Genomic DNA, 3,302 nt, shown 5'->3' with positions numbered 1-3,302 from the left:
TAAAAAATGGGAGGGGACTATGTTCCAAAAAGTTAAAATTTATATGGCTGTCTTACTAGCCTTGTTGGCTATCAGTTTAGGCCTGTCAGTAAAGTCAGTAGCAGCCGAAGACTTGGCTGTAACAAAGACAAGTATTGTCTTGGAAAGTTATGAGTTTGGGCCAGCTGTGACCAAGGTTATCTTTGAATTTAATCAAAAGGTAACGCCAGAGGTTGTCCACAGCTCAACCCAGGTTACAACAGCAGGAGTTAGTCGTCAGGTGACGAATTCTTATGTGTCCGACGATCAGGGGCATGTGGTCTATTATGATAACAGCAAGTACGTGACGCTTGAATTGAGCCTACCTTCTTATAATCGCTACAACATGGGTGGAAATGCTGAACCTATGTATTTTAACCTTTCTACTTGGACTAACCAATGGCTGGAAAGTTATATGGTATCGATGAAAGATTTGTCAGTAGTGGCAGAAGGTAGTAGTCAGTCGCAAATGGTGTCTTCTGAGCAAGATGCCATCAATAATCGTTTGATGCCAACAACGGAGGTTTTCGATGAGCGAGGGCAGGTAGGTAATATGCAGTATGCGGCTTATAGTGCCCAAACCGGTACAGGAAATAGCACCAAACCTTTGATAGTCTGGCTACACGGCATTGGTGAAAGAGGGACAGATATGAATATCCCCCTTCTTTCAAATGACGTCTATGCGCTTACCCAGTCTGATATTCAAGGCCATTTCTTAACAACTGGTGATCAGGCGCGTGGGGTCAATGTGCTTGCTGTTCAAACGCAGACACCTTGGGGGTCGGATAATGCAGCACAACTCAAAGAGACCATTGATACATACCTAGCTAATCACCCAGAGGTAGATAAGGGACGAATTTATCTTGCAGGGGTTTCCAATGGTGGTGGTATGGTCTTGACTATGGGAGCAACCTATCCAGATTATTTTGCAGCTCTCATTCCAATTGCTGCTCCCTTAACTGTTGACCAATCTGGGATTGATAAACTGAAGGACCAGCCTATGTGGTTGATTCACACGAAAGCAGACGCAACAGTTCAACCAGAAAATAGTGTCTTGCCTCTATACAAGAGTTTGATTACCTCTGGAGCTTCTAACAAATGGTTTTCATACTTTGAAACAGCTACCGGGACTGATCTTCCTGGTACAGAGTATGATGGGCATTGGGCTTGGATTTATTTCTTCCATGACCAGGTGATTGGCGTTCAGCATCCTGAAAATACGAAAAATTGGGATGGTTATAGTGGTATGGTAGCCACTGACCCAACCTATGGCGGTGGCTCTCGAGCTAGTGTCAATGGGCAAACCTATAACAGTATCTTTGACTGGATGAGTGCACAAAGGCACTGAAGAAGATGATGATTACGCTTTCTAAGGAAAGTGCTACAAGAGGTTATCTTCAATCTAAAAGGGTTTCAATCGAAATCCTTTTTTCATTGGATTAAGAAAATGGACACTTGTGATTTTCTTAATGAAAGCTTAAGAACATAGGGTTTACCGTGACAAGAGGGCTGAAAAATGCTAAAATATAGGTAATATATTAGAGAAAAAAGGAGCCTTCTTATGAAAGGTATTATTCTTGCAGGCGGTTCAGGGACGCGTTTGTATCCATTGACTCGTGCTGCATCAAAACAACTGATGCCGATTTACGATAAACCAATGATTTATTACCCACTATCAACGCTTATGTTGGCTGGTATTAAGGAAATCCTCATCATCTCAACACCACAGGACCTTCCACGTTTTGAAGAGCTCCTTGGTGATGGTTCTGAGTTCGGTATTTCCCTTTCTTACGCAGTACAACCAAGTCCAGATGGATTGGCTCAAGCCTTTATCATTGGTGAAGACTTCATTGGTGATGATAGTGTTGCCCTTGTTCTTGGGGACAATATTTTCCATGGCAATGGTCTTTCTGCTATGCTTCAACGTGCCGAAGCTAAGGAAAAAGGAGCTACAGTCTTTGGTTATCAAGTTAAGGATCCAGAACGTTTTGGTGTTGTTGAATTTGACGACAATATGAATGCCATCTCAATCGAGGAAAAACCTGAGCATCCAAAATCAAACTTTGCTGTAACTGGTCTTTATTTCTATGACAATGATGTTGTGGAAATTGCCAAAATATCAAGCCAAGTCCTCGTGGCGAACTTGAAATCACGGATGTTAACAAGGCTTACTTAGAACGTGGTGACCTCTCTGTTGAACTTATGGGACGTGGCTTTGCTTGGTTGGATACAGGCACTCACGAAAGTCTCTTGCAAGCTGCTCAGTACATTGAAACAGTTCAACGTTTGCAAAATGTTCAAGTGGCTAACCTTGAGGAAATTGCCTATCGCATGGGCTACATTACTAAAGAGCAGGTCCTCGAATTGGCACAACCACTTAAGAAGAATGAATACGGGCAATATTTGCTCCGTTTGATTGGAGAAGCATAATGACTGAACAATTTTTGGAAAAGAACTTGCAGCACACAAGATTGATGCTATCCCAGGCATGATTGAATTTGACATCCCAGTGCATGGTGATAACCGAGGCTGGTTCAAGGAAAACTTCCAAAAGGAAAAGATGTTGCCACTTGGTTTTCCAGAATCATTCTTTGCTGAAGGCAAATTGCAAAATAACGTTTCCTTCTCCCGTAAAAATGTTTTGCGTGGCTTGCATGCTGAGCCATGGGACAAATACATCTCAGTAGCAGATGAAGGAAAGGTCCTTGGAACTTGGGTTGACCTCCGTGAGGGCGAAACCTTTGGAAATACCTACCAAACAGTGATTGATGCCTCAAAAGGAATTTTCGTTCCTCGTGGTGTTGCCAATGGTTTCCAAGTTTTGTCTGATAAGGTCGCCTACAGCTATCTTGTGAATGACTACTGGGCACTCGAACTTAAACCAAAATACGCCTTTGTCTACTACGCTGACCCTAGTCTTGATATCAAGTGGGAAAACTTGGAAGAAGCAGAAGTCTCAGAAGCAGACAAAAATCACCCATTGCTCAAAGACGTTAAACCACTCAAACCAGAGGATTTGTAAGAACGAAATTTGCACATCAGAATCGCAACTACAAGGAGCGCTATAAGATTGTTCCTGCCCTAGTGAAAACAAGATTCCCTTAGGGAACCTTGTAGGGAAATTCGGAGACTTCGGCTCCGAATTTAGCCATGAAACCGAAGGGTTGCTGGCGTCCTTCACTAGCTAAAGGAACGATTAAGGAACAAAGAAATTTGGAGAAAAAATGACTGAATACAAAAACATTATCGTAACCGGTGGTGCAGGTTTCATCGGTTCAAACTTA

General features: G+C 42.6%; 2 protein-coding genes and 1 pseudogene. All 3 read left to right on the top strand.

What is annotated here, in order from left to right; genetic code table 11:
- The coding region (locus tag HSISS2_RS04350) for a PHB depolymerase family esterase (RefSeq protein ID WP_368000083.1) at positions 1 to 1,366 on the top strand (1,366 nt) is incomplete at its 5' end.
- Between the two features lie 213 nt (positions 1,367 to 1,579).
- Positions 1,580 to 2,448 (top strand): annotated as a pseudogene (gene rfbA / locus HSISS2_RS04345) (glucose-1-phosphate thymidylyltransferase RfbA).
- Positions 2,449 to 2,506: 58 nt separating this feature from the next.
- Positions 2,507 to 3,040, top strand: a complete 534-nt coding sequence (locus HSISS2_RS04340; protein WP_021145575.1) for a dTDP-4-dehydrorhamnose 3,5-epimerase family protein — start codon at positions 2,507 to 2,509, stop codon at positions 3,038 to 3,040.
- Positions 3,041 to 3,302 lie beyond the last annotated feature (262 nt).

Origin of the sequence: Streptococcus sp. HSISS2 (genome assembly GCF_000448665.1) — a bacterium.
Taxonomy (GTDB): Bacteria; Bacillota; Bacilli; order Lactobacillales; family Streptococcaceae; genus Streptococcus; species Streptococcus raffinosi.
The sequence above is the reverse complement of the archived record's forward strand: the minus strand, read 5'-3'. Positions and strand labels throughout refer to the sequence as shown.

Coding starts and splice junctions, on each gene's coding strand:
- HSISS2_RS04340 (WP_021145575.1), top strand. CDS start 2,507: ATGATTGAATTTGACATCCCAGTGCATGGTGATAACCGAGGCTGGTTC.